Origin of the sequence: Kribbella sandramycini (assembly GCF_013131805.1) — a bacterium.
GTDB lineage: Bacteria > Actinomycetota > Actinomycetes > Propionibacteriales > Kribbellaceae > Kribbella > Kribbella sandramycini.
Genome location: NZ_JABJRC010000001.1, coordinates 728,580 through 754,957, shown reverse-complemented (window position 1 = coordinate 754,957; position 26,378 = coordinate 728,580). Strand labels below are relative to the sequence as shown.

22 protein-coding genes are annotated in these 26,378 nt (G+C 69.6%); 14 read left to right on the top strand and 8 right to left on the bottom strand.

Annotation, left to right across the window (positions count from 1 at the left end):
- Position 1 precedes the first annotated feature (1 nt).
- The 4 genes from HPO96_RS03275 to HPO96_RS03260 all read left to right on the top strand — a co-directional run bounded on the left by HPO96_RS03275 (position 2) and on the right by HPO96_RS03260 (position 4,873).
- Positions 2-847 carry an acetylxylan esterase gene (locus HPO96_RS03275; protein WP_171670856.1) on the top strand — a complete coding sequence of 282 codons (846 nt, stop codon included), beginning with the start codon at positions 2-4 and terminating at the stop codon, positions 845-847.
- A complete protein-coding gene (locus tag HPO96_RS03270) occupies positions 844-1,884 on the top strand; it encodes a hypothetical protein (RefSeq protein ID WP_171670855.1) in 1,041 nt (346 codons plus the stop codon). The genes HPO96_RS03275 and HPO96_RS03270 overlap by 4 nt, the downstream gene beginning before the upstream one ends.
- Before the next feature lie 122 nt (positions 1,885-2,006).
- The gene (locus HPO96_RS03265; RefSeq protein WP_171670853.1) at positions 2,007-2,969 is read left to right on the top strand and encodes a DNA polymerase domain-containing protein; all 963 of its coding nucleotides are present in this window, start codon (positions 2,007-2,009) and stop codon (positions 2,967-2,969) included.
- A 77-nt stretch (positions 2,970-3,046) separates the two neighbouring features.
- A complete protein-coding gene (locus HPO96_RS03260; protein WP_171670852.1) occupies positions 3,047-4,873 on the top strand; it encodes an alpha-L-fucosidase in 1,827 nt (608 codons plus the stop codon).
- Here HPO96_RS03260 and HPO96_RS03255 read toward each other — a convergent pair.
- Both HPO96_RS03255 and HPO96_RS03250 read right to left on the bottom strand, forming a co-directional pair.
- Positions 4,854-8,141 carry a HEAT repeat domain-containing protein gene (locus HPO96_RS03255; RefSeq protein WP_171670850.1) on the bottom strand — a complete coding sequence of 1,096 codons (3,288 nt, stop codon included), beginning with the start codon at positions 8,139-8,141 and terminating at the stop codon, positions 4,854-4,856. The genes HPO96_RS03260 and HPO96_RS03255 overlap by 20 nt on opposite strands.
- A 25-nt stretch (positions 8,142-8,166) precedes the next feature.
- Positions 8,167-8,739: a TetR/AcrR family transcriptional regulator gene (locus HPO96_RS03250; protein ID WP_171670848.1), complete on the bottom strand. Its 573-nt coding sequence runs from the start codon at positions 8,737-8,739 to the stop codon at positions 8,167-8,169.
- Positions 8,740-8,858: 119 nt separating this feature from the next.
- On the opposite strand from HPO96_RS03250, the gene HPO96_RS03245 reads away from it, so the two are divergent.
- Positions 8,859-9,788 carry an alpha/beta hydrolase gene (locus HPO96_RS03245; protein ID WP_171670846.1) on the top strand — a complete coding sequence of 310 codons (930 nt, stop codon included), beginning with the start codon at positions 8,859-8,861 and terminating at the stop codon, positions 9,786-9,788.
- On the opposite strand, the gene mug is transcribed toward HPO96_RS03245, so the two are convergent.
- The 4 genes from mug to HPO96_RS03225 form a co-directional block, all read right to left on the bottom strand.
- Positions 9,781-10,281, bottom strand: a complete 501-nt coding sequence (gene mug / locus HPO96_RS03240; protein WP_171670845.1) for a G/U mismatch-specific DNA glycosylase — start codon at positions 10,279-10,281, stop codon at positions 9,781-9,783. The two genes, HPO96_RS03245 and mug, sit on opposite strands and share 8 nt — an antisense overlap.
- Positions 10,282-10,391: 110 nt before the next feature.
- Positions 10,392-11,078, bottom strand: a complete 687-nt coding sequence (locus HPO96_RS03235; protein WP_171670843.1) for a hypothetical protein — start codon at positions 11,076-11,078, stop codon at positions 10,392-10,394.
- Positions 11,066-11,350 (bottom strand): hypothetical protein, encoded by a 285-nt coding sequence (locus HPO96_RS03230; protein ID WP_171670842.1) that lies wholly within the window; start codon positions 11,348-11,350, stop codon positions 11,066-11,068. Before HPO96_RS03230 ends, HPO96_RS03235 begins: the two co-directional genes overlap by 13 nt.
- Positions 11,347-11,661 (bottom strand): hypothetical protein, encoded by a 315-nt coding sequence (locus HPO96_RS03225; RefSeq protein ID WP_171670840.1) that lies wholly within the window; start codon positions 11,659-11,661, stop codon positions 11,347-11,349. The genes HPO96_RS03230 and HPO96_RS03225 overlap by 4 nt, the downstream gene beginning before the upstream one ends.
- A gap of 89 nt (positions 11,662-11,750) precedes the next feature.
- On the opposite strand from HPO96_RS03225, the gene HPO96_RS03220 reads away from it, so the two are divergent.
- From HPO96_RS03220 to HPO96_RS03195, 6 genes are read left to right on the top strand one after another with little or no spacing between them, the layout of a single operon-like run.
- Positions 11,751-12,281: a hypothetical protein gene (locus tag HPO96_RS03220; protein WP_171670838.1), complete on the top strand. Its 531-nt coding sequence runs from the start codon at positions 11,751-11,753 to the stop codon at positions 12,279-12,281.
- Positions 12,282-12,291: 10 nt separating this feature from the next.
- Positions 12,292-13,527 (top strand): protein kinase domain-containing protein, encoded by a 1,236-nt coding sequence (locus HPO96_RS03215; RefSeq protein WP_171670836.1) that lies wholly within the window; start codon positions 12,292-12,294, stop codon positions 13,525-13,527.
- 51 nt (positions 13,528-13,578) lie between these two features.
- Entirely contained in the window at positions 13,579-14,274 is a 696-nt protein-coding gene (locus tag HPO96_RS03210; RefSeq protein WP_171670835.1) for an ATP-dependent Clp protease ATP-binding subunit, read from the top strand.
- 10 nt (positions 14,275-14,284) lie between these two features.
- Positions 14,285-15,559, top strand: coding sequence for a serine hydrolase domain-containing protein (locus HPO96_RS03205; RefSeq protein ID WP_171670833.1), 1,275 nt, complete (start codon positions 14,285-14,287; stop codon positions 15,557-15,559).
- A 29-nt stretch (positions 15,560-15,588) separates the two neighbouring features.
- Entirely contained in the window at positions 15,589-16,986 is a 1,398-nt protein-coding gene (locus tag HPO96_RS03200) for an ATP-binding protein (RefSeq protein ID WP_171670831.1), read from the top strand.
- Positions 16,986-18,935 (top strand): vWA domain-containing protein, encoded by a 1,950-nt coding sequence (locus HPO96_RS03195; protein WP_238354683.1) that lies wholly within the window; start codon positions 16,986-16,988, stop codon positions 18,933-18,935. The genes HPO96_RS03200 and HPO96_RS03195 overlap by 1 nt, the downstream gene beginning before the upstream one ends.
- Positions 18,936-19,045: 110 nt before the next feature.
- On the opposite strand, the gene HPO96_RS03190 is transcribed toward HPO96_RS03195, so the two are convergent.
- Positions 19,046-19,900: a TroA family protein gene (locus HPO96_RS03190; RefSeq protein WP_171670830.1), complete on the bottom strand. Its 855-nt coding sequence runs from the start codon at positions 19,898-19,900 to the stop codon at positions 19,046-19,048.
- 222 nt (positions 19,901-20,122) lie between these two features.
- Between HPO96_RS03190 and ppdK the strand changes: the two genes are divergently transcribed.
- Complete coding sequence (ppdK, locus tag HPO96_RS03185) at positions 20,123-22,774, top strand: pyruvate, phosphate dikinase (protein ID WP_171670828.1); 2,652 nt, start codon at positions 20,123-20,125, stop codon at positions 22,772-22,774.
- Positions 22,775-23,082: 308 nt separating this feature from the next.
- Positions 23,083-23,364, top strand: a complete 282-nt coding sequence (locus HPO96_RS03180) for a YciI family protein (RefSeq protein WP_171670827.1) — start codon at positions 23,083-23,085, stop codon at positions 23,362-23,364.
- 67 nt (positions 23,365-23,431) lie between these two features.
- Here the strand turns inward: HPO96_RS03180 and HPO96_RS03175 are convergent, their stop codons facing one another.
- Entirely contained in the window at positions 23,432-24,649 is a 1,218-nt protein-coding gene (locus tag HPO96_RS03175; RefSeq protein WP_171670825.1) for a hypothetical protein, read from the bottom strand.
- Positions 24,650-24,802: 153 nt separating this feature from the next.
- On the opposite strand from HPO96_RS03175, the gene HPO96_RS03170 reads away from it, so the two are divergent.
- Entirely contained in the window at positions 24,803-26,329 is a 1,527-nt protein-coding gene (locus HPO96_RS03170) for a helix-turn-helix domain-containing protein (RefSeq protein ID WP_171670824.1), read from the top strand.
- The last annotated feature ends 49 nt before the right edge of the window (positions 26,330-26,378 follow it).

Here is a 26,378-nt window from a genome sequence, read left to right as displayed (position 1 = left end):
CATGGACTTCGACGCCTACTGGCGAGCCGTCGACGACGAGCTGGCGACGGTCGCGGCCCGGCCGGTCCTCGATCCGGTCCCGGCCCGGACGACGGCGGAGGCGACGAGCTTCGCCGTCCGGCTGACCAGCATCGGCCCATATCGGATCTATGGCTCGTTGAGTATCCCGACCGGGGAGGGGCCGTTCCCGGCGCTGCTACAGGTGCCGCGGTACGGCAGCGTCAACAACATGGCGCATGTGAACGACCGCAGCCGGTACGTCGTCCTGACGTTGATGCATCGCGGTCAGCGACTGGCGGACGACGGGTTTCAGGCGGCCTACCCGGGGCTGCTGACGTTGGGGATCGACGACCCGGCGACGTACATCTACCGGGCCATCGTGGCGGACTGCCTGCGGGCGGCCGAGTTCCTGATCGGGTTGGCCGAGGCCGACCCCGCTCGGGTCGCGGTGGCCGGTAACGAGTTGGCGGTGCTGACCGCGGCCCGGCGTACCGGCATCACTGCGGCCCGGGTGTCGGATCTGGTGCTCTATCGAGCGATGGAGGCGCGGCTGCGGTCGAGCCACTACCCGTTGGAGGAGCTCAACGACTACCTCCGAGCCGGGTCCTCGGCCGCGGTCATCGGGCGGACGCTCGACTACTTCGACCCGATCCGGCATGCGCCTTCGGTGACCGCGAAGACCTTGGTCGCGGTCGAGGACGCCGACTGGTACGCGCCGCTCGTCAACGCGCTCCCCGCCGGTGAGGCGTATCAAGTAACGCATCTGGACGGGACGGACGCCGACTACTACGACGCTTGGCTCGCGGAGCGTTGCGGCGTACCGGCGTTGTCGAAGTTCATCCGATGAAGATTCGCCCGGTCATCAATGCCAACGCCACGTTGACCGTTCTCGGCGGTTCGCTGATGCCGCCTCCGGTCATCGAGGCGATGGCCGCTGCAGCCCGCCACTTCGTCGACCTCCCGGAGCTCTACGTCGAAGTCGGCGAGCAGCTCGCAGCGCTGACTCGCAACGAATCGGCCTGCGTCACCGCCGGCGCCGCGGCGGCCATCACGCTCGTCGTCGCCTCCTGCATCGGCGAACCCGCGCAGTCGTTCCCGGTCGACGCCGAGGTCGTCATGTTCGCCTCGCAACGCAACGGCTACGACTACTCGGCCCGCATCACCGGTGCGCGGATCGTCGAGGTCGGTCCATCGGTCGCCGAGCTGGAGGCGGCGATCGCCCGGCGTCCGGCCTGCGTCCTCTGGTTCGCCGGCGCCCACTACGCTGACGGCGCACTACCGATCGAAGAAGTCATCCGGGTTGCCAACGGCGTCCCCGTCATCGTCGACGCGGCCGCGCAGATCCCACCTGTCTCCTCGCTCTGGCACTTCACCACCGACCTGGGCGCGGACGCCGTCATCTTCAGCGGCGGCAAGGGCCTCCGCGGCCCGCAAGCCACCGGTCTGGTCCTCGGCCGCAGTTGGTTGATCGATCGCTGCCGCCGGCACGCCTCCCCGAACCAAGAGATCGGCCGCGGCCTCAAAGTCGGCAAAGAAGAACTGCTCGGCCTCCTGGCCGCCGTCGAGTGGACCCTCGCCCAGAACGAACCCGCCCTCCTCGCCGGCTACGAACGCTCGGTCGACCTCTGGCTCGATGCTCTCCAGCCCCGCCCCGGCATTACCGCCTACCGCGGCTACCCGAGCGAAGCCGGCCAGCCCCACAGCCGCTGCATCATCCGCCACCCCGACCGCCAAACCCTCATCGACGCCCTCTGGAACGGCGACCCCCGCATCTCCGTCGGCACCTTCGGCGTCGCCCCCGACGAGATCGCCCTGAACCCGCAGACCCTCGAACCCGGCCAGGATCGGGTGGTGCTGGATGCGCTGCTCAGGTTGGTCGGTTGAGGGCGGACCCCAGACACTCACCAACTCCTTTCAGAGCCGCTGTGCCACGCTCAGCCAGGCGGCGCGAGCCGGTACTCCGCAAAGTTGGTGAGTGCGGGGCGTCCGCCGCTTAAGCTCAGGGGATGGCGAGCAAGCCGGACGAGACGCGTGACGGGGTCGACCTGACGAATCTGGATCAGCCGCTGTTCGAGGGGGCTGACGCGACCAAGCGGGATCTGGTCGACTATCTGGATGCGGTGCGGGAGTGGGTGTTGCCCGGCTTGGCGGGCCGCCCGTTGTCGGTGGTGCGGATCCGGCCCGGGCAGCCGGCGTTCATGCAGAAGAACGTGCCGAAGTACACGCCGGAGTGGGTGCGGACGACTTCGGTGTGGGCGGAGGCTTCGCGGCGTGAGGTTCGGTACGCGTTGTGCGACGACCGGCGGACGCTGTTGTGGTTCGCGAATCAGCGGGCGGTGGAGTATCACCCGACGTTGCTGCTGGACGGCCGGATAACGCACCTGGTGCTGGATCTGGATCCGCCCGAGGGGGAGGAAGCGTTCGGCAAGGCTGTGCAGGGAGCGTTCCTGGTCCGGCAGGCGTTGGCGGACGCCGGGCTGGCGGGCGCGGTGAAGACGAGTGGCGCCAAGGGTGTGCACGTGATCGTGCCGATCGACGAGTCGGTGCCGATCGACGACGCGGCCGCGGCGACGCGGGCGATCGCGGCGCGGGCGGCGGCGCTCGATCCGGAGGTGGCGACGACGGCGTACCTCAAGGAGGACCGGCACGGGAAGGTGTTCGTCGACTCGACCCGCGCGGGTGGGGCAACGGTGGTGGCGGCGTACAGCCCGCGGGTTCGGCCTGGGACGACGGTGTCGTTCCCGGTCGGCTGGGACGACCTGGATCGGGTCACGCCGCAGGACTTCACCGTGAAGACCGCGGTCGATCAGCTGGGCGGGGTGGATCGATGGGCCGCGCAGTTGCCGGCGCCGCAGAGCTTGCCGGCCGATCTGCTCGAACAGGGGCGGGCGATCCCGATCGCCCGGGTGGTCGCGATGCACGAGGGCAAGCGCCGGAAACGAGAGGCGGCGAAAAAGGAGGAAACGTAGATCCTATAGGATCTAGTTTTTTCCGAATTAATCTTCTACGCTCCTGCCGTCCCGCCCGACGACGTCAGGAGACTGTCGTGAGATCACGTGGTGCTGTGCGTGCCCGCCGCTGGCTGGCCGTGCTGATGGGGAGCGGTCTGGTCGCGTCCGCGATCGCCGTTCCAGCGCCGGCCGCGCAGCCGCCGGCCGATGAGAACCTTGCCCGCGGCCGGACCGCGACCCAGAGTTCGGAGTACGCGACCGCCGCGCCCGCGTCCCGCGCGGTCGACGGCAACCGGGACGGCGGCTTCTGGAACGGCTCGCTGTCCCATACCGACGAGCAGGACGAGGCCTGGTGGCAGGTTGACCTGGAGAGCCGGCGGTCGATCGGCCGGATCGCGATCTACAACCGGACCGACTGCTGCGTCGGCCGGCTCGCGAACTTCTACGTACTGGTGTCGAACGAGCCGTTCGCCGCGGATTCCCTGGAGGCGGCCCGCAAGCAGCGCGGCGTCTCGGCGTACCACGTCGATCGCGTGGCGGGGAAGGTCGAGGTGCCGATCGGACGCGAGGGCCGGTACGTGCGGATCCAGCTCGCCGGGCACAACCCGCTCGCGCTGGGGGAGGTCGAGGTCTACCGCGGCCCGGTCGACGTGCCGAAGTACCGGAACCTCGCGCCGGCCGCGAAGACGACGCAGTCGAGTGTGCTGGACGGCGGTGTGTCGACGCGGGCTCAGGACGTCGACAAAGCCTCCCTCAGCAACACCAAGAGCGAGTACCAGCCGTGGTGGGAGGCCGATCTCCGCACCAGTCAGCGAGTCACGACCATCCGGGTCTTCAACCGCACCGACTGCTGCGCCGACCGGTTGCGTGATTTCTACGTGCTGACATCGGACAAGCCGTTCGCCTCGACCGATCTGGCGCGCACCCTGCGGCAGCCCGGTGTGACCGCGACCCGAGTCCGCAACATCGGCGCCGACCGGACGATCGACGTCCAGCGCACCGCGCGGTACGTCCGCATCCAGTCGACGCTGACCAGCTACCTGACACTCGCCGAGGTGCAGATCTTCGGCAACCAGCCGCTGACGACGCCCGATGTCGCGCGGCACATTCGCGAGAACCAGTTCGGCATGTTCATCCACTACGGCGTCGCGACGTACACCAACGAGCAGTGGGCCACCCCCGGCACGCCGCCGTCCGTCTTCGACCCGACCAACCTCGACACCGATCAGTGGGCCGCGATCGCGAAGAGCGCAGGCATGAAATACGGCGTCCTGACCACCAAGCACCACGACGGTTTCGCCCTCTGGGACACCGCCGCCAACGAGTACGACGTTGCCAAGAGCCCCTATCAGCGCGACGTCGTCCGCCAGTACGCGGACTCCTTCCGCAAGGCCGGCCTGAACGTCGGCTTCTACTACTCGATCTGGGACCGGACCAACGGCGAGAACACCGAGCTGGTGATCAACCAGCTCCGCGAGCTGCTCACCCGGTACGGCCCGATCGAGCAGCTCTGGTTCGACGCGTGGACGTTCGCGCCCGGCTACGGGAAGATCCCGTACGACCAGGTCCGCGACTTCGTCCGCAACGTCTCGCCGGGCACTGTCATCGTCAACAACGACAAGAACGACAGCCTCGCCACCTCCGACGTCCTGGAGTACGAGGACGGTCGCCCGCCGGCCGGCCTGACCGACCCGATCCAGATGTCGGACATGATCAGCAGCAGCAACTGGGACTGGTTCCACAACGACCAGTCGCCCGGCCCGCGCACCCTTGAGGACATCGTCGGCGAGGAGACCTACCAACGCGACCACGGCTACCAGTACCTGCTGAACGTCGGTCCCAGCCGCGACGGCCGGATGGAGCAGCAGTACGCCGATCTCCTCCAGCAGGTCGGTGCGGAACTCAACCCTCCGCGGCGGTGAGGATCTCCAGCGCGAGCTGACGGACGTCGGCCTCCGGGTGGTTGCGCAGGGCAATCAGTAGGTCGCGCCACGCCGGCGCCCACCCGGTCCGGCGTCCGGCCGCGCCGATGATCGCCCAGGCGAACAGCGGCGCGCTGCCGATCAGCTCACGGGCGATCGGCTCCAGCTGCTCGGGTGTCCACTGCGCTTCGGTCTGACTCAAACGCGCGCTGAGGCTGTTGGCCGTCTGGTACGCCGTGAGCGGCCGGTCGCCGATCGCCTCGACCAGCGTCGCCAGCTCACTCCACTCGATTGCCCGAACCAGCAGCCCGAGCTTCAGGCTGAGCAGCTCCGGCCCGACCAGCTCGGCGGCAACTGCCCGCAAGGTCTGTCGATCCGCGACCGTTCGGTCTGGCAGCCGGTCGGCCAAGATGGTCAGCCGCTGCCGGGCCGGGTGGTCGCGATCCGCGGCCGCGTTCGGCAGGTTCGGATCGTCCTCCAGCCGGACGAGCAGGCGTACGGTCGCCAGCAGGTCGTCGAGGCCGAGTTGCGGATCGGCGGCCACGATCGCAACCAGCGCGGACGTCGCGTCGGTCCACGTCCGCGCCCGCAGGTCAGCGATGAATCCGGCGCAGACCGGCGCCACCGACGGACTCCATTGCGCCCACCGCGGCATCGCCCGGAGGGCGGCCCGCACCACCTCGGGTTCGGGCCGATTCGCGACCGCGACGAGCAGATCGGCGTACCGGGCGCGGTACTTGGTCGCCAGCCCGTACGCCGGCCGCTGCGTCAGCACGATCGCAGTCGCATCGCTGTCGTGCACGGCCTGCTGGAGCAGCGCCCAGCTGGCCGGCTCATGTAACAGATAGAGCGAGGCCGCACTCGTGATCGCCGCTCGGACATCGCGATGCGCCGACGTCCAGGCATCCGTCAGTACGGCGCTCGCACCTGGCGCGCGCAGCGAGCCGAGCAGCCGCGCCGCCTCCTTGCGTGACGTCACCTTCATGCCGGCACCGATCAGGATCGGATGCAGCAAACCCGGCAACAGACTCGGCCGGACGAACCGCGCCGCCCGCGTCGCGGCGTACATCGCGACCCGGGCCCGATCATCACCGGCATGCGCCAGCAACACCGGCAGCACTTCCTGCGGCGAGTCCGTCCACGCCAACGCCTTGAGCGCCGCCTCCTGCACCAACACGTTCTCGTCGTCCAGGAACGGTTCCAGCGCGGCGCGCCCCACCTGAGGAACCCGCCCCAACGTCGACACCGCGTTCGCCCGCGCCCACTCCGGCATCCGCTCATCCGCCGCGGCTCCGGCCACCAACTCCGCATACCGAGCCTGCTGCCGCGGCAACCAGTGCCGGAGATCTTGGTCTCGAACGGCCCACGCGCGATGGGTTCGCTCGAATCGGCGGATCTTCGCCGGGTGATTGAGGACGGTGTCGAGCAGATCGGTGCGCAGACCGGTGACGGCTTGCCAGACCGCATTCCAGCGAGCCATGCCGACATCGCGTTTGATGATCCGCTCGATCCGGGCGGCGCGGGTCCGGCTTGGCCGCAACCAGAGCTCGGTCGCCTCGTTGACGGTGTTCTCCTGGTTCGACCAGACCGCCGCCTCCAGGACCTCCTGGAGGTGTTCGATCGTCCACCCGCGCTCGTCGAAGGCGCGCGCGATCGCGAACGGCAGCTGGAATTCCTTCCGCGCGACGGCGTGATCGACGTACGGGCGGAGCGCCGCATAGACGGCGACCTCTTCGCCGCGCGGCAGGCCGTCGATCACTCCGTAGAGCGAGATCGTGCCCTTGTTCTCGGTGATCCGGGCGTGCGCCTGCAGGCCCCACTCGAGCAGGCCGAGCCGACGGTGCATGGCGCCCTGCCGGATCGCCGTCTCGGAGATCCTGGTCAGCCAGCGCTGCGTGTTCCAGTCGGAGTCGCGCGCCTCCAGCGCGTCGGTCAGCAGCGTCTGCAGGGTGGGGACGAGCGCGTCCGCGAGCATCGAGGGCGGGAGCTCGCCGACACCTTGCAGGACGCTCGTGCGGACGGCGCTGCGGTCGTTGCGCACGCGGGTGGCCCAAGAGAGCGCGCTCTCGATCGCCGCGGGCCGGCGGGAGTGGCCGGCGGCCTGGATCACCGACCGGTAGACCGTGGCGCGTTCGTCGGCGTCGGCGCGACGCACCTCCGGATCGAGCCGGGCGAAAGCTTCGTCGTACGGGAGGAACGCAGTGATCCGCCACTTCTCGTGGAGGTTGTCGGTGACCTTCGGCAGGGTCAACATCCGGCGGGTCTGCTCGGCGCGCAGCTTGTGCGGAAGCGCCGTCAGAAGCTCACCGGGCAGGACGCGTTGGCCGAGGTCTACCGACCGGGTGACGGCGGTGAAGATCTTTGCCCGGCGGCTGGGTGGGAGGTCTTCGAGGAGTGGGGTGAGGTCGGGCCGGAGGAGGTGGCCGAGTTCGACGAGATCGTCGTCGGGGTAGCGATACAGACGGCGGCGGACGGCGGGGGTGAGGGCTTGGGGGAGGGCATGGGCGATGTCGGGGTCGAGGAGGATCTCGAGCACGAGCGGGTCGTGGTCCAGGAGCCGGCCGAGGACCTCGATGATTGCGGTGGGCAACTGACCGGGCGGGAGGGCGCGGATCAGGAGCAGGGTCGCCTGGGTGGGCTGCCGGTCGAGAGCGCCGAGGACGCCGTACGCCGGGCCCTGCCACCACTCGTCGCGGTCGGGGCCGGACGGGAGGATGCTGGTGGTGTGGGCCAGGACGGCGTCCGGGTGCCGGGCGCCGAGGCGGCGCCATTCGCCGGGGCCGAGGCAGTAGGCGAGCTCGGGGAGCAGGCGTTCGACGGTCGCGGCATCGGTCGCGTTGAGCAGGCCGGCCGCGGCTTGGTCGCCCCAGCGTTCGCGGTGGTCGTCGATCAGGCGAGCGGCGAGCAGTGTGCGGCGGGTTTTGCGGATCAGGTGCAGGAGCCGGGTACGGAGGGCGGCTGGGGCGTCGTCGTACAGGATCCGGAGGTCGTCGTCCGAGACGGGGACGCCGTTGCCGACGGCGGCGAGCGCTTGGGACTGGACGGCGGGGACCGGGTCGCGGAGTAGCCTCGTGACGTAGGCGACGTCGCTGGTCGCTTGGGCGATGGTCAGGCCGAGACTGCGTTCGAACGGGGTGCCGGCGGCCAGCTCGGCCAGGAGGGTCTGCCGCTCGGCGGCGGGCAGGGCACGGCCGTCGATCGAGAGCCGGCGCAGGCGCTCGCCGTACGGGAGATCGTCGATCGACCGGAGCAGCTCCTGGGCACGCATGGGCCCATCCTGCCGAATGAGCGAGTCAGCGGGGGAGGGACGCGTCCAGGATCAGCGTGGCGGCCTCGCGGGCGCGGAGCGCGGGGTCGGGGGAGCCGGAGATCGCGGAGCGGGTGATCGCGCCTTCGCTGAGCAGGATCAGGTGGTCCGCGAGGCGCTCCGCGTCGGTCGCGCCGGCTGCGGTCCCGAGCTGGATAAGCGCTTGGCGGAAGCCCTCCTTGTGCTGGAGGGCCATTTCGGCGACGCGCGGTGAGACCGTGCCCAGCTCGCCGAACGCGTTGATGAACGCGCAGCCGCGGTAGTCGCGCTGGTTGGACCAGGAATAGAGGAAGTCGAAGACCGCGAGGATCCGGTCGCGGGGGTCGGTCTTGGCCTCGACGTGGTCGGCGAGCATCGTCTGCCAGCGGATTTCCCGGCGGTCCAGGTAGGCCTCGATCAGCACGTCCTTGGAGGGGAACAGCTGGTAGAGGCGCTTGAGCGAGACACCGGACGCCGTCCGGATCGCGTCCATCCCGACGGCCTGGACGCCGCGCTCGTAGAACAGCGCGTCGGCCGCGTCGAGGACCTGCTGCTGCGCTGTCGCGGTGTCGATCGCCATCCGTTTCTCCTCCTGTGACCCGCGCCACCTTGCGCGGAGAACCATCGTTCTCCTAGAGTACAGGACATCGGGGAGAACGCACGTTCTCCACTTTCGAACCCCGCCAGGAGGAGATCACCATGACTGTTCTCGAGCCCGCCGCGCAGGCCTTCGCCGACGCCACCGCGAAGCCGCCGTTCCTGTTCGAACTGCCGCCGGCCGAGGGGCGCAAGGCCGTCGACGAGGTGCAGAGCACCGACTACCCGAAGCTGCCGGTCGACGAGGAGTGGATCACCGCTGCGGACGGGACGCGGGCGCGGATCATCAAGCCGCAGGGTGCGACCGGCGTCCTCCCGGTCATCCTCTACATCCACGGCGCGGGCTGGGTCTTCGGCAACGCGCACACCCACGACCGGCTGGTTCGCGAGCTGGCCGTCGGCGCCGGCGCCGCGCTGGTGTTCCCGGAGTACGACCTGTCGCCGGAGGTGCGCTACCCGCACGCGCTGGAGCAGAACTACGCCGTCGCCCGGTGGATCGTTGCTTCCGGCAAAGATCACGGGCTGGACGCGTCCCGGCTGGCGATCGCGGGCGACTCGGTCGGCGGCAACATGACCGCGGCCGTCACACTGCTCGCCAAGGAGCGCGGGGATGTGAACTTCGTCCAGCAGGTGCTGTTCTACCCGGTCACCGACGCGTCGTTCGACACGGCGTCGTACCGCGAGTTCGCCGAGGGCTACTTCCTGGCGCGGGACGGGATGAAGTGGTTCTGGGACCAGTACACGACCGACGAGGCTGAGCGGAACCAGATCACCGCATCGCCGCTGCGTGCGACGACCGAGCAGCTGACCGGGCTGCCCCCGGCGCTGGTCATCACGGGTGCGGCCGACGTCCTGCGCGACGAGGGTGAGGCCTACGCGGCCAAGCTGCTGGAAGCCGGCGTCCCGACGACTGCCGTCCGGTTCGCCGCGATCATCCACGACTTCGTGATGCTCGACGCCCTCCGCGACACCTACGCCGCGACCGCCGCCATCGAGCTCGCGATCTCGACCCTCCGCAAGGCGCTCAGCTGACGTGCTCCAGCTCGGCGAACGCCGCCGCGAGTTTGGGCAGGGTGTAGTGCGCATTGAGTCCGCTCGGGTTGGGCAAGACCCACACCCGAGTGGACCCGATTCGCTTCTCCTGCAATCCCATCCCCGCGTCCCGCTCCCCGAACGCGTCCCGGTACGCCGTCACCCCGACCACCGCCAGCCACTCGGGCGCGAACTCCAGCACCTTCGCGACCAGCCGCTCCCCGCCGGCCACCAGCTCGGCCTTGCTCAACTCGCCGGCCTTCGCCGACGGCCGCTCGACCACATTCGTGATCCCCAACCGCCAGCCGAGCAGCTCGCTCTGCTCCTCCGGCTTCAACTGCCGCGGCGTGAACCCGCTCAGGTGCAACGCCGGCCAGAACCGATTCCCCGGCCGGGCGAAGTGATGGCCCGTCTCTGCCGACATCAACCCTGGGTTGATCCCGCAGAACAAGACCCTGAGCTTCGGCCCGATGACATCCGCAATCCCCTGCACGCGGAAACGGTAGCGCCAAGGACAGGAGGTGGTGGGGTCAGCCGGGGCTCCGCACGCGGGGCGGGGGCGTGCGGAGCCCCGGCGGGGCGGACTACCTCCTGTCGTTCGTGTCAGTCGTTCTGGTTGTTGAGGTTGGCGGGGAGCTGGGAGGCGATGCAGGAGCGGGCGACGAAGAGCCAGATGGTTTCGCCGAGAGCGTCGACGCGGATCATCGAGGCGCCCAGGTCGTTCGTGGAGTAGCGGTAGCCGCCGGTGGTGGGGAGGGGGAAGTTGACCGGGTCGTGCAGGCGGCCGGTGCTGTAGGTGGAGTCGGTGAAGTAGTTGTAGTAACCGGTGCAGGCGGACGGGTTGATGCGGACGATGATCGCGCCGTTGCCGGTGTGAGGTGCGGCGTCGAAGTCGCGGCCGAAGCTGCGGCGGTGCGACAGGCGCTCGCTGGTGTCGGCGGAGCAGCTCGCGGCGACCGGGGTGGAGCTGGAGAGGTCGAGGGCGGCGGGCACCAGGAAGGCGCAGAAGTTGGAGCCGTCGCCGGCGCGCCAGCGGCCGAAGTGGAAGTTGTTCGGCGTCGTGGTGTGGACGTCGAAGCGGGTGCCGGCGATCGCCGTCCCCATCACGTAGCCGCAGGACTTGTTGGCCAGCCAGCCGCCCGCGGGGATGGTCCCGTGGTTGTTACAGGCGGCCGGTTTGGTGACGTTGCCTTTGGTCACGTACTGATTGACGGCCTGCGCCGGTACGCCGACGCCCAGCAGCACGGCCGCGATCGCGGCGCCGAGCAGCCGGCGCATCAGCAGAACCACCCGTCCTGGACCCAGCCGTCGTGGTTGATGTCGCCGTACGCGAACCCGAAGGCCCACTCGCCGCGGATCTCCTTGACCAGGAAGGTCTGCGGTTTGTGCAGGGTGCCCATCCGGGCGCCGCCGGGTTTGACGCGCAGCTCCAGGTCGACCGCGCACACGGTCTCGCGGACGCCGACGGTCCCGTTGGCGGCGTGGGCCGGAACCGCGGTCAGTGCGGTTCCGGCGGTCAGCAGGGCGGCGGTGAGTGCGGTGATCCGCACGACGCGGTTCACCAGCTGCCCCAGCCACCGAGGCACTCGTACCGGACGAAACCCCAGTCGTTCGGGCCGAAGTCCTGGATCGAGGCCCAGCCGTTGTACACCGGGTGCTTACCGCGAGTGTGACCGACCTTGTTGCCGTTCTCCAGGGTGCGGATCCGGTTCACCGGACCCGGGATCGAGAAGTTGTAGTTCTCGTACATGGTCGCGTCCTGGCAGGTGATCACCGCGTGCTCGGGCGGCTCGACGGCGTGCGCGGTGGCGGCGCCGGTGACCAGTGCGCCGAGGGTGAGAGCGATGAGGAAGGGGGCGGTCTTCCGTGTCATCAGAACCTCCGTTGGATTGTCATCTGTGATGACGGTAGATCGTGTCACTCAAGATGGCAACAGGTGTCATCAGTGGATACAGTGAGCCGATGGGCGCGGAACGCAAGGCCTTCTACGGCATCGCCGAGATCGCAGACGCGCTCGGCCTGAACCGCCAGCTCGTCACCGCCTGGCGCCGGCGCCGCAGTCACGGCATCCCCGAGCCGGACGGCGAGCTCTCCTCCGGCCCGATCTGGCGCGGCGCGACCATCGAGCCGTGGATCGACGTCGTCCGCGCCCAGCGCGATGCGCCCGCGCAGCCGATCAGCCCCGAGTTCGCCCTGAAGGCCGGCCGCCGGATGCTCCGCGTCGCGGCCCTGCTGCTGGAGGAGCCGATCCGGCTCAAGCTGCTCAGCCAGTCGCTCGCCGAGGCCCGCGAGTTGCTCCCGATCGCGGACGACGCCGCCGATGACCACCTGGGTCGCGCCGTCCGCCAATTGCTCTCCCCGCTGCGCGCAACTGGTGACGAACCGGGCAATCTGCACCGTTTCCGGCGCAAAGTTCTGGCCGAGGTGGCACAGCTGGCACCGCTCGTCGACCTGGCAGCAGAATCCCTTCCAGAAGCTGACAGTGCAGGTTAATGTGCCCTCCGTGATCGTCGAAGTACCTGGCTACCGCCTGGCGGAGCCGCTGGGTGCGGGTGCGACAGGGGTGGTGTACGCGGCGAGCCGGCTGGCCGATGGGGGGTCCGTCGCGGTCAAGGTGGTGCATCCGGAACTGGTCGACCCGCAGTACCGTGACCGGCTGCGCCGTGAGGCCCGGCTGGCGGCGTCCGTCGTCCACCCCGGGGTTGTGCGCGTGCACGAGGTCGGCGGTGAGCGCGACCAGGCCTGGCTTGTGATGGACCGGCTCAGCGGGCCTGATCTGCAAGCCCTGCTGGACGACGAAGGCCCACTGCCTGCCGCGCGCGTCGTTGAGCTGCTCGGCGCGGTCGCGGATGCCGTCGACGCGGTGCACCGGGCCGGGGTGATTCATCGCGACCTCAAACCGGCCAACATCATCCTCGACGGCGACCGGCCGCTGGTCGCCGACTTCGGCGTCGCCCGCCAGCTCGCCAGTCTCGAATCGACCACCGGCCTCGACCTCAGCGGCGACGCCTGGCTGCGCAGCGCCTCCGGCCCCGCACTCGGTTCGATGGCCGGAACTGTCGCCTACATGGCCCCCGAACAATGGCGCGGCGAACCAGCCACCCCCGCCACCGATGTCTACGCCCTCGGTGGCACCCTCTATGCCCTCCTCACTGCCCGCCGCCCCCACCCCCAACGCACCCTCCCCGAACTCGCCTACGCCGTCGCCATGCACCCGCCCCCCACCACTGCCACCCCCTACGACCCCGTCATCCAGCGCGCCATGTCCAAAGACCCCGCCGACCGCTTCCCCACCGCAGCAGCCTTCGCCACCGCACTCCGCGAGGCCGGTGCCGGAAGGACCGCCTCGGCTGTTCCCCGCTGGAGCCGGCTCGCCGCCGTGCTCCGTCCGGTGGAAGGAGCTGAGGCTGTCGGCGACGGCCGGCCGGCCGGTCGGCCGTTCGGGCGGGCTCGGGGTGGGAAGTTCGTGGCAGGCGCGGCAGTGATCGCTGTTCTCGGTGGGGTCGGCGCCGCGTTCTTGGCCCACGGCAAGGAGTCCGCCGACGAGGTGCTGACCGTTTGCGCGGAGGATGCGACGGTGCGCGAGGCGCCGCGCAGCCGAGTGATCGTGGCAACCGTCTACCGAGGCGATCACCTGGTCCCCATCAAACCCCGCGACGGCGACACCTGGGTCCAAGTACGCCTACCCGACGGCCGCACCGGCTGGTCGCTCACGGAGTTCGTCCGCCGCGGCTGCTGACCGCGTCAACTCAGGGTTGACGCATCGATATCGTCAACCTAAGGTTGACGCATGACTCCTGGACCTGATCTGCAGCAACTCATCACGACGATCAAGGCGGACGCCGGCAGCGACGACGAGCTGGCGCAGCTCGCGACGGCGGCGTCCACCATCAGTGAGCTGACCAGTACGGGCGACGCGGCGCTCGGGTTCTTCGTGGATCGCGCGCGGGGCGCGGGGAAGTCGTGGGTCGAGATCAGTGCGGTGCTCGGCGTGAGCAAACAGGCCGCGCACAAGCGGTTCGCCGACGCGACGTCGTTCGACCGGTTCACGCCGCGCACGCAGTCCGTCGTCCGCGCGGCTGTGGATGTCGCCAACGGGCGCAACCAGCACTTCGTCGGCGCAGAGCACGTGTTGCTCGCGTTCTTCACGCAGCCGCAGGCGATCGCGACGCAGGTGCTCGTCGGCCGCGGGCTCACCGAGCAGACCCTGTATCAGGCGGTCGACGCCGTCAGCCCGGTCGGCGAGGCGGGTCAGCCGATCGATGCGCAGAATCCGCCGTACACCCGCGGCGCGACGCACGTCCTGCAAGGTGCGGTCGCATCGGCGCTGACCCTCGGCCACAACTACGTCGGCACCGAACATCTGCTGCTCGCGTTCTACCGCGACACCGGCGGGATCGGGACCAAGATCCTGCAGGATCAGGGCCTTGACGAGGACACCGCGCTGCACGACATCCGCGCCTTCCTGGACCAGCTCGCGAAGTAGGGTCGGGGGCATGCCTGACTGGTCTGTGCGGTTGAGTGAATTGGCGACGACGGCCGCGGTGCCGGGGGCTGTGCTCGGGATCTGGGCGGACGGCGAGCTGACGGTCGTTCCGTACGGCGTGCTCAACACCGCGACCGGGGTCGAGACCACGGCCGACTCGGTGTTTCATCTCGGGTCGGTGACCAAACCGTGGACGGCGACGATGATCGTTCAGCTGGTTGCCGAGGGGCGGCTCCAGCTGGACGACGCCGTGGTGAAGTTGTTGCCGGGGGCGCCGATTGATCCGCGGGTGACGGTGCGGCAGTTGCTCACGCACACCAGTGGTATCGACGGCGACGTCTTCACCGACACCGGGCGTGGTGACGACTGCGTCGAGCGGTACGTCGAGCTGCTCGGGGCCGCGGAGCTGTTGTTCGAACCCGGTACGGCGTACTCGTACTGCAACGCGGGGTACGTCGTGCTCGGCCGCATCATCGAAGTACTCGACGGCCGCGGTTGGGATGCCTCGCTGCGCGCTCGTTTGATCGAACCGCTCGGTCTGACCAAGACCTGCACGCTGCCGGAGGAGGCGATCCTGCATCGGGCCGCCGTCGGCCATGTGATCCCCGAGGGGACGCCGGTGCGCAGCTGGCAGCTGCCGCGCAGCATCGGCCCGGCCGGCACGATCGCGGCGACAGCGGGCGACCTGCTCGAGTTCGCCCGCCTGCACCTCACCGACGACCGCTACCGCGCCATGCGGGAGCCGCAAGGTCTCACGGTCACCACCTCCGCCGACCTCGGTCTGTGCTGGCGCCTCTACGAATGGGGCGGTCGCAGCCTGTTCGGCCACGACGGTTCGACCATTGGTCAGAAGGCGTTCCTGCGCATCGACCCCGAGGCGGACGTCGCGGTCTGCGTCCTGACCAACTCCGGGAACGGGTCCGCGCTCTTCGAGCCGCTCATCTCCGAGGTCTTCACCCATTACACCGGCGTGGCGCATCCGGCCGCGCCCGAGCCGATCGACGTCCCGACCGACGATCGTCACGTCGGCTCGTACGCGCGGGCGTCCGTGCAGATCGACGTCGTCCGTCGGGCCGACGGCGAGCTCGGCATCACCTACCGCGCCACCGGCGACCGGCTCGCCTTCACTGAGCAGGCCGTCATCGAGTACGACCTGCGTCCCACCGCGCCTGCCGACGGCAACCACTTCGTCACCCGCGACTCACCCCAGCACCCCTGGGTGCCGATCACCTTCTTCGGCACCCACGTCCTGTCCGCCGATCGTTTCACCCCGAAGCTGTCTTGATTTTGGGGTGACCGAGCTAACGTCGTCACGTGACCAGTGCACCTGCTGAACTTCCGCGTACGGCCGGTGACCTTCGGGCCGCCGGTTATCTGCCTCGGTCGGTGAAGGCCGAGCTTCGTGACAATCTGCTGAAACAACTCCGCGCCGGGCAGGACCCGTGGCCCGGCATCGTCGGGTTCACCCGGACGGTGATCCCGCAGCTGGAGCGCGCTCTGCTCGCGGGCCACGACGTCGTCCTGCTCGGTGAGCGCGGCCAGGGCAAGACCCGGCTGCTGCGCACGCTGATCGGCCTGCTCGACGAGTGGACGCCGGTGATCGAGGGCGCCGAGCTGCCCGAGCACCCGCTCGACCCGATCACGCCCGCGTCGATCCGGCGCGCGGCCGAGCTCGGCGACGAGCTGCCCGTGACCTGGCTGCACCGCAGCCTGCGGTACGCCGAGAAACTCGCGACCCCGGACACCTCGGTCGGTGACCTGATCGGCGACGTCGACCCGGTCAAGGTGGCCGAGGGGCGCAGCCTCGGCGACCCGGAGACCATCCACTTCGGGCTGGTCCCGCGGGCGCACCGCGGGATCGTCGCGATCAACGAGCTGCCGGATCTCGCCGAGCGGATCCAGGTCGCGCTGCTGAACGTGATGGAGGAGCGCGACATCCAGGTCCGCGGGTACACGCTGCGGCTGCCGCTCGACGTGTTGCTGGTGGCAACCGCCAACCCGGAGGATTACACCAACCGCGGCCGGATCATCACCCCGCTCAAGGACCGCTTCGGCGCCGAGGTCCGGACGCACTACCCGCTCGACATCGACGCCGAGGTGGACGTGATCCGGCAGGAGGCCGAGTTCACCGCCGAGGTCGGGGAGCCGTTGCTGGAGGTGCTGGCGCGGTTCGTCCGGCACCTGCGCGAGTCGCCGGCGATCGACCAGCGGTCGGGTGTCTCGGCCCGGTTCGCGGTCGCGGCGGCGGAGACGATCGCGGCGGCCGCGCTGCGGCGGAGCGCGATCACCGGGGAGGAGCCGGCCGTCGCCCGTCCGGTCGACCTGGACGCCGTCCCCGCCGTCCTGCGGGGCAAGCTGGAGTTCGAGCCGGGGGAGGAGGGGCGCGAGATCGAGCTGCTCGAGTACCTGCTGCGGCGGTCGGTGGCCGACACGGCGCGCGAGCGGTTCGCCGGTCTCGACCTGTCGCCACTCGCCCAAGCTGTTGCCGATGGCAACCTTGTGACCACCGGCGAGCGGGTGCCGGGCAAGGATGTGCTCGCCGCGCTGCCCGAGTTGCCTGTGCTGCACGACGTCGCGGCCCGGGCCGGAGTCGACGCGGATGAGTCGCCCGGCCGGATCGCCGCGGCGGTCGAGCTCGCGCTGGAGGCGCTGTACCTGTCGAAACGGCTGGCGAAGGACGCCGATGACGACTCGACGGTCTACGGGGTCTGATGACGATCCCGGAAGGCTGGTCCTACGGCCCGTGGCACGACGGGCCTGATCCGCTCGCCGCGCCCGTCGACCTGCGCGACGCGCTCGACGAGATCGGGCGCGAGGTGATGAACGGGTCGTCGCCGCGGTCCGCGCTGGAGGAGTTGCTGCGGCGTGGCACCCGGCGTACGCAGGGTCTGGACGACCTGACCCGCCGGCTGTGGGAGCGCCGTCGCGAGATTGAGCGGCGGCACAATCTCGATGGCACGTTGCGCAACGTCCAACGGTTGCTGGATGAGGCTTTGGCGGCGGAGCGGCGTGAGCTGTTCCCCAACCCGTCGGACGACGCCCGGTTCCGCGAGGCGCAGCTCGACGCGCTTCCTTCGGGGACGGCGGCCGCCGTGCGCGAGCTGGCGTCGTACGACTGGCAGTCGGCGGAGGGGCGGCAGAAGTTCGAGCAGATTCGCGAGCTGCTCGGGCGGGAGTTGCTCGGGTCGCGGTTCGAGGGCATGAAGGAGGCGCTGCAGCAGACCACGCCTGCGGACGTCGAGCGGGTCAACGAGATGCTCGCCGATCTGAACGCGTTGCTCGCCGCGCATGCGCAGGGGCGGGGCGAGGTGCCTGAGTTGTTCGCCGAGTTCATGGCCAAGCATGGGGAGTTCTTCCCGGAGAATCCGCGGAACGTGGACGAGTTGATCGACGTCCTGGCGCAGCGGGCGGCCGCGGCGCAGCGGATGCTGAACTCGATGACGCCGGAGCAGCGGGCCGAGCTGGCCTCGCTGTCGCAGCAGGCCTTCGGGAGTCCACAGTTGGCGCAGCAGCTCGCGCAGCTCGATGCGCAGTTGCAGTCGCTGCGGCCCGGGGAGGACTGGACGGGCTCGGCGCAGATGAGTGGTGAGGATCCGCTCGGGCTCGCGGAAGGTGCGCGGGCGATGTCGGATCTGGCTGAGCTGGATGCGCTCGCCGAGCAGTTGTCGCAGTCGTATCCGGGCGCGCGGCTGGAGGATATCGATCTCGAGGCGCTGACTCGGCAGTTGGGCGATGAGGCGACGGTTGACGCGCGGCGGCTGAGTGAGTTGGAGCGGCAGCTTCGGGAGCAGGGGCTGGTCGAGCGCGCGCCGGACGGTTCGCTGCGGTTGTCGCCGAAGGCGTTGCGGCAGTTGGGTCAGACGGCGTTGGCCGACGTCCTGCGGACGGCGCGCGGCTCGGGCGAGCGGGACGCGGCGAACGCCGGGGCGGCGGGTGAGCTGAGCGGGTCGTCGCGGCCGTGGCAGTTCGGTGACACCCAGGCCTGGGACGTGCCGCGGACAGTGCGGAACGCCGTACTGCGGACGGCCGGGCGCGGGCCGGTGCGGCTCGACGTCGCGGACGTCGAGATCGCCGAGACCGAGCATCGGGCCCGGGCCGCGGTCGCGCTGCTCGTCGACACCTCGTGGTCGATGGTGCAGGAGAACCGTTGGCTGCCGATGAAGCGGACGGCGCTCGCGTTGCACCAGCTCATCTCGACCCGGTACCGCAACGACGATCTCCAGCTGATCACCTTCGGCCGGTACGCCGGCGTCGTCGAACTGCCCCAGCTGATCGGCCTCGAAGGCACGTGGGAGCAGGGCACCAACGCCCACCACGCCCTCCTGCTCGCCGGCCGTCACCTCCGCCGGCACCCCGACGCGCAGCCTGTCGTCCTGATGGTCACCGACGGCGAACCCACCGCCCACCTCGAACCCGACGGCACCGCCGAGTTCTCCTACCCACCCGAGCCTGCCACCCTCCGCAAAACCGTCTTCGAAGTCGACCGCCTCGCCAAACTAGGTGCCTCTCTCACCGTCTTCCGTCTCGGTGACGACCCCCGCCTCAACGTCTTCGTAGACCTCCTCGCCCGCCGCTCCGGCGGCCGAGTCCTGGCCCCCGACCCCGACGGCCTCGGCGCCGCCGTAGTCGGCGACTACCTAAGAACCCGCCGCACTCTCTAGCGCCGCACCGCCCCCACTTACCAACTATCCGCGGTACCGCCGCCGCCACGCTCAGCGGCACGCGCGCACCCACCCTCAGCGGGAGTTGGTGAGTGTTGGCGGTCCGCCCGTCACCGCACTCGTCGCGCCTTCGCTGCGTCCGGCGTACCCCCACCCAGAATCTCCGCCAGCAACTCGATCCCGTCCACCACCCGGGGCCCGGGCCGCGCGAAGTAACTGTTCGCATCCACCGCCCACACCTCAGCCCCCACCGGCACCCGCTCCACCACTCCGAGCGCCTGCTCAGCCGCCGCCTCCAACCCAAACCCACAAGGCGCCACCACCACAACCTCAGCCCCCGCCAACTCCTCCCACCCCACCACCCCCGACCGCCCACCCACCACCCCCACCACATTCACCCCACCCGCCACCGCCACCATCTCCGGCACCCAATGCCCCGCCCCGAACAACGGCTCCACCCACTCCACCACCCCCACCCGTCTGCCCGAGCGGTTCGCACGAACCTGATCCAGTCGCTCGCGGAGGTCGGCAACCACGGGTGTGCTGTCGCGGCCGATTGCGTGGGCGACTTGTTCGATGGAGGTGAGGATGTCGGGGAGGGTTTGGGGGTTGGTGGTGACTACGCGGGCGGTGCAGCCGAGGTAGGTGAGGGCTTCGGTGACGTCGGTGGTGTCGAGGGCGCAGACGGCGCAGAGGTCCTGGGTGATGACGACGTCGGGGGCGAGGTGGCGGAGGGCGCCGGCGTCGAGGGTGTAGAGGTCTTCGCCGGCGGCGGCGCGCTCGCGGACGACGGCGTCGATCTCGGCGGGGGTGAGACCGGGCGGCAGCGTGGTGGTGGAGACGATCGGGCGGGTGCGGGCCGCGGCGGGGTGGTCGCACTCGAAGGTGACGCCGACGACGTCGTCGCCGGCGCCGAGTGTGAAGCAGATCTCGGTGGCTGCGGGGAGAAGCGAGACGATGCGCACGTTTCAGACTCTAAACCCTGGGTTTGTCTTGCGTTGTCAAGGCAGGTAAGGGTTTTCCGCCTTGGGTTTGTGGGGAGGGTCACGTGTCTCGTTGTGAGACCAGTGTTCAACTGGACTGGTTTTCGGGCTTACTCTGAAAAGACGCCCCCGCCACCGGAGCCGACGGGCCTAGCGGGCCACCTCACCGCGTCTCAGCAGCAGCACCCGCACCCAGGGAGTGACATGCCGAAACTCGTCTACGACTTCGCCGAGGGCGACAAGTCCCAGAAGGAACTGCTCGGCGGCAAGGGCGCGAACCTCGCGGAGATGACCAATCTCGGTCTGCCGGTGCCGCCCGGGTTCACGATCAGCACCGAGGCCTGCAAGGTCTACCTGGCCACCGGCTCGGTCCCGCCGGAGCTGGCCGACGAGATCGACCACCACGTCGACGTCCTGCAGCAGAAGATGGGCAAGAAACTCGGTCAGGCCGACGACCCGCTGCTGGTCTCGGTCCGCTCCGGCGCCGCGGTCTCGATGCCCGGCATGATGGAGACGGTGCTGAACGTCGGCCTCAACGACGACTCGGTGAACGGCCTGGCGCACCAGTCGGGCAACCCGCGCTTCGCCTGGGACGCCTACCGCCGGCTGATCCAGATGTTCGGCAAGACCGTGCTCGGGATGGCGGGCGACGTCTTCGAGGACGCGATCGAGGCCGCCAAAGAAGCCAAGGGCACCCGCAACGACCTCGACCTGGACGCCGACGACCTGAAGGCGCTCGTCGAGACGTTCAAACAAGCTGTCCTGGAGCACACCGGCCGCGAGTTCCCGCAGGATCCGCGGACCCAGATGGATCTCGCCACCGAAGCCGTCTTCTCCTCCTGGAACTCCGACCGCGCGATCCTCTACCGCCGGCAGGAGCGGATCGCGACCGACCTCGGCACCGCGGTCAACATCTGCTCGATGGTCTTCGGCAACCTCGGCATGGACTCCGGCACCGGCGTCTGCTTCACCCGCGACCCGTCCACCGGCCAGCCCGGCGTGTACGGCGACTACCTGCAGAACGCCCAGGGCGAGGACGTCGTCGCCGGGATCCGCAACACCGTTCCGCTCGCCGATCTCGAGCAGATCGACAAGACGTCGTACGACGAGCTGATGGCGATCATGGCTACCCTCGAGGGCCACTACCGCGACCTGTGCGATATCGAGTTCACCGTCGAGCGCGGCAAGCTCTGGATGCTGCAGACCCGCGTCGGCAAGCGGACGGCGGCCGCCGCGTTCCGGATCGCGACCAGCCTGATCGACGAGGGCGTGATCGACACCGACGAGGCGCTCAAGCGGGTCAAGGGCGCGCAGCTCGCGCAGCTGATGTTCCCGCGGTTCGACGGCGATGCCGACAAGGAGCTGATCACCAAGGCGATCGGCGCCTCGCCGGGCGCGGCGTCCGGCAAGGTCGTGTTCACCTCGGCCGCGGCGGTCGAAGCGGCCGACCGCGGCGAGAAGGTGATCCTGGTTCGCCGGGAGACCAACCCCGACGACCTGCACGGGATGATCGCGGCCCAGGGCATCCTGACCAGCCGCGGCGGCAAGACGTCGCACGCGGCCGTCGTCGCCCGCGGGATGGGCAAGACCTGCGTCTGCGGCGCCGACGAGCTCGACGTGAATGTTGCCCAGGGCACCATCAAGGTCAACGGCACGGTCCTGGAGGCCGACGCGACGATCTCGATCGACGGCACCACCGGTGAGGTCTTCCGCGGCGAGGTCCCGGTGGTCGCGTCACCCGTCGTCCAGTACTTCGAGGGCGCCCTGGACGCCGACGCCGGTGACGAGCTGGTCGCCGCCGTCCACCGGCTCATCTCCCACGCGGACGAAGTGCGCCGGCTCGGCGTCCGGACCAACGCCGACACCGCGGACGACGCCGCCCGCGCGCGCCGGTTCGGGGCCGAGGGGATCGGCCTGTGCCGGACCGAGCACATGTTCCTCGGTGAGCGCCGCGAGGCGGTCGAGCGGCTGATCCTGGCCGCGGACGACGCCGAGCGGGACGCCGCGCTGGCCGAGCTGGAGCCGCTGCAGCGCGGCGACTTCCTGGAGCTGCTCGGCGCGATGGACGGGCTGCCGGTGACGATCCGGCTGATCGACCCGCCGCTGCACGAGTTCCTGCCCTCGATGGAGGACCTCGCGGTCAAGGTCGCACTGGCCAAGGAGCGCGGCGAGGAGCCGGGGCGCGAGGCCAAGCTGCTGTCCGCGGTCCAGCGGCTGCACGAGCAGAACCCGATGCTCGGTCTGCGCGGCGTGCGGCTCGGGCTGGTGATCCCGGGGCTGTTCGCGATGCAGGTGCGGGCGATCGCGTCCGCGGCCGTCGAGCTGCGCGGCCAGGGCAAGGACCCGCGGCCGGAGATCATGATCCCGCTGGTCGGCGCCGTCCAGGAGCTGCACCTGGCCCGTGACGAGGTCTCCCGGGTGCTGGCCGAGGTCGGCGTCGAGTGGGAGATCCCGATCGGCACGATGATCGAGCTGCCGCGCGCCGCCGTCATCGCCGATCAGATCGCCGAGGCCGCCGACTTCTTCTCGTTCGGCACCAACGACCTCACCCAGACCACCTGGGGGTTCAGCCGCGACGACGTCGAGGGCTCGTTCTTCTCCCGCTACCTGGAGAAGGGCATCTTCGCGGTGTCGCCGTTCGAGTCGATCGACACCGAAGGCGTCGGCGCGCTGGTCCGGACCGGCGTCGACCGCGGCCGGGCCGCCAAACCCGACCTGAAACTCGGCGTCTGCGGTGAGCACGGCGGCGACCCGGACTCGATCCACTTCTTCCACCAGGTCGGGCTCGACTACGTGTCCTGCTCGCCGTTCCGGGTCCCGATCGCCCGCCTCGAAGCCGGTCGCGCGGCGCTCTGAACGTGGTCGCCAGGTCTTGACAGCGCAGCCGCGTGACGGTCTGTACGAGCGTGCCCGCGCTCTCATCGGACCGGACGGGAAGTCGGTCACGAAGCGTCACCGGGGCCGACTTTCTGCTGCACTTTCTCTTAACCAACCCCTTGCATTGCGGGCCCCGGGTTGGTCAGAATAACCGGGCGGGAAGGGAGTGCACCGTCGACTTTCGGGTCACTCGAACCAGCCGCTGTGGCGGCTCGTGACTCCCTCTCCCGCACCAAATTCTCGTTGTGTACAAGGCCGTATCCGGCACCCGTTGTAGGGTTCCGGGTATGGCCTTCTACGTTGTCCAGCTGCAGTTCGACCTTGCCGAGACCGACGAGCGGCTGGCGGTCCGCCCGGCCCATCGCGAGTACCTCAACGAGCTGAAGGCGGCCGGCAAACTCGTCGCCGCCGGCCCGTTCACCGACCAGACCGGCGCCCTGCTGGTGTACGACGTCGCCGACGAGGCCGAGCTGCGCGACATCCTCGCCAAGGACCCGTACACCCCGGCCGACGTCTACCAGCTCGCGCTGCTCACCGAGTGGCAGCCGCTGTTCCCGTTCAGCGAGTGAACTGAGGGCGCGCCTCCCGACCCCACGCCTACTGCGCTGCACTCGGCGCGGAGTCGGGAGGCACGCCCTAGACCGCGCCCTCCAGGTCGAGGTGGTCGACGTAGGCCCACAGCCAGACGAGCGGCGCCAGGACGAGCTCCGGGTCGCCGTCCTCGTCGGCGATGAAGATCATCGAGCCCTCGCCGTTCGAGATGTCCTCGATGACCGCCTCGCAGACCGCCAGTGACGCCTCGAAGATCAGCACCTCCGGCCCGTTCTCCCAGCGCGGCTGGGGGAGCGGGAGGACGGGCGCCTCGTCGGCGCCGCCGAGCTCGACCGAGACGCGCTGCAGCTCCTCGTAGAGGTCGAAGGTGATCAGCCCGGCCAGCGGGCGGCCGTCGTACCCGATCAGGTACGGGTCGTCGGCCCCTTCGCGGAAGTTGTCCCGCAGGTCGGGCAGGGCGGCCCGCAGGTCGGTCGCCTCCAGGTACGGCGCTTCGTCGAGCTCCTCTTCGTCGTCGTCCAGCTCGCCCTGGCCGCTGCGCATCTCGTCGAACTGGTGCAGCAGGTCGTTCAGCTCGACGTACGCCTCGCTGCCGGGCGCGCGCTGGGCGCGGCTCTCCAGCTCGTGCAGGTGGTCGACCAGCTCGTCCTCGAAGTGCAGCTCGTAGCGCGGCAGGCCGGGCTCGCGGCCGGCGTTGATCTGCGCGACCAGCTGGGTGGAGACCGGCCCGAGCCGCTCGGCGAGCACTTCGAGCGGGGTGGTCGGTTTCTCCTCGTCGTCGTGCGCGCAGGAGTCGTCCTCGACGGTGCCGCCGCCTTCGAGGGCGAGCAGCACCTGGAACGCCGGGAACGCGAGCAGCGCCGCGGTCGCCATCATCCCGTCGCCGATCAGCATCAGCGGGTTGCCGCCCGCCTCCGTCCGGCGCAGGTGGTCCGGCATCAGGGTCGCGGCCTGCTCGACGTTCACCTGGCTGGCCAGGGAGGACAGGCCGTGGTCGGCGTCGACGCCGAGCAGCTCGACCAGTCGCTCCGAGCTCATGTCGAAGTTCGACCGCAGCCAGTAGCGCAGCCAGCCGGCGTCGACCGGGTTGCTGAGCAGGTCGTTCACCCGGGCCCGGAAGTCGGCCAGATCGGCGATCGCGAGCACGACGAGCACCGGCTCGTCGCCGTCGCCGATCACCAGCGGCCGGGTGTCGCCGTCCTGGAAGCCGTCGATCACCTGGTGCAGGCTGTCGGCCGCCGCCTCCAGCGGCCACGCTTCCGCTTCGAACTCCCTCACCACCTCGGAGGTGTCGTCATACATCTGCTGGTCCTCTCCGAATGGCGGCGGGAGTTGGGTAAGTGTAGGCGGCGGGCGGCCCACCGGGGGTGCGGGGTCGATGCCCCGTGACATTGGCTACGCTGGCACCGGAGGGTCGGTGCAGGGGTATCTCACATGTGAGATAAGGTCCGGCGCATGACTGATGACTACCTGAGCCGGATCGGCAATCTCATCCGGGACGCCCGCAAGCACCGCGGCTGGACGCAGACGCAGCTCGCGGATGTGCTGAACACCAGCCAGAGCGCGGTGAACCGGATCGAAAAGGGTCATCAGAACCTCACCCTCGAGATGCTCGCCCGGATCGGCGAAGCGCTCGACTCCGAAATTGTCTCTCTCGGTGGCGGTCCGGTCCACCTCCGTGTCGTCGGCGGTTTGCGGCTTTCCGGCGCGATCGACGTCAAGTCGTCCAAGAACGCCGGCGTCGCGCTGTTGTGCGCGAGTCTGCTCAACAAGGGCCGGACGACGCTGCGCAAGGTCGCCCGGATCGAGGAGGTCAACCGGCTGCTCGAGGTGCTGAACTCGATCGGCGTCAGGACCACCTGGCTGAACGACGCCGGCGACCTGGAGATCGTCCCGCCGGCGCATCTCGACCTCGGCGCGATGGACGCCGCCGCGGCCCGCCGGACGCGCTCGATCATCATGTTCCTCGGCCCGCTGCTGCATCGCGAGGACACCTTCCAGCTCCCGTACGCCGGGGGCTGCGACCTCGGCACCCGCACGGTCGAGCCGCATATGACGGCGCTGCGCCCGTTCGGCCTGGACGTGAAGGCGACCGCCGGTGAGTACCACGCGGTGGTGAACCGGGCGATCACGCCGGTCAAGCCGATCGTGCTGACCGAGCGCGGCGACACCGTCACCGAGAACGCGCTGATGGCCGCCGCCCGGATCGACGGCGTCACCGTGATCCGGAACGCCAGCTCGAACTACATGGTCCAGGACCTCTGCTTCTACCTGGAGCTGCTCGGCGTCAAGGTCGAGGGCGTCGGATCGACCACGCTGACCGTGCACGGCAAGGCCGAGATCGACGTCGACGTCGACTACGCCCCGTCCGAGGACCCGATCGAGGCGATGAGCCTGCTCACCGCGGCGATCGTCACCGGCTCCGAGATCACCATCCGCCGCGCACCGGTCGAGTTCCTCGAGATCGAGCTCGCGCTGCTGGAGGAGATGGGCCTCGACTACAGCCGCAGCGACGAGTACCTGGCCGAGAACGGCCGGACCCGCCTGGTCGACCTCACCACCCGCCCGTCGCAGTTGCACGCGCCGATCGACAAGATCCACCCGATGCCGTTCCCCGGGCTGAACATCGACAACCTGCCGTTCTTCGCGGTGATCGCGGCGAAGGCGACCGGGCAGACGCTGATCCACGACTGGGTCTACGAGAACCGCGCGATCTACCTGACCGACCTGAACAAACTCGGCGGCCGGGTCAAGCTGCTCGACCCGCACCGGGTGATGGTCGAGGGCCCGACGCACTTCTCCGGCGCCGAGATCATGTGCCCGCCGGCTCTGCGCCCGGCCGTCGTCACGCTGATCGCGATGATGGCCGCGAAGGGGACGTCGGTCCTGCGCAGCGTCTACGTGATCAACCGCGGCTACGAGGACCTCGCCACCCGCCTGAACTCGCTCGGCGCGCAGATCGAGACCTTCCGCGACATCTAGTCAGTCATCCCTGGAAGCCGTCACCGGACAACTGTCGGTGGCGGCTTCT